Genomic DNA, 241 nt, shown 5'->3' with positions numbered 1-241 from the left:
TGGTTGCGTGAAGGAGCGAAGTACTGGCTTTCGGCGGGCCTGACCACGGAGCGGTACTCGTGGAGCACGGTCAAATCGCGCCTGGACGCCCTGAAATGGCTGCAACGCTACATCGACACCCCCGCCGATCAGGGCCCGTGCCTGACAACGGACCCACACCGCCTGCGGGACTTCATCCGCGGCTTCTGCGACCTGCTCCTCGCACACCGCATCGAGTCCGGGGTACGCGCGGGCAAGGCGC

1 pseudogene is annotated in these 241 nt (G+C 66.8%); it reads left to right on the top strand.

Annotated features, from left to right (window positions below):
• A pseudogene (locus ASU23_RS34405) lies at positions 1 to 241 on the top strand (hypothetical protein); the annotation flags it as partial.

It is taken from the genome of Rhodococcus sp. KB6 (assembly GCF_001445685.1).
Taxonomy (GTDB): Bacteria; Actinomycetota; Actinomycetes; order Mycobacteriales; family Mycobacteriaceae; genus Rhodococcus_F; species Rhodococcus_F qingshengii.
The sequence above is the reverse complement of the archived record's forward strand: the minus strand, read 5'-3'. Positions and strand labels throughout refer to the sequence as shown.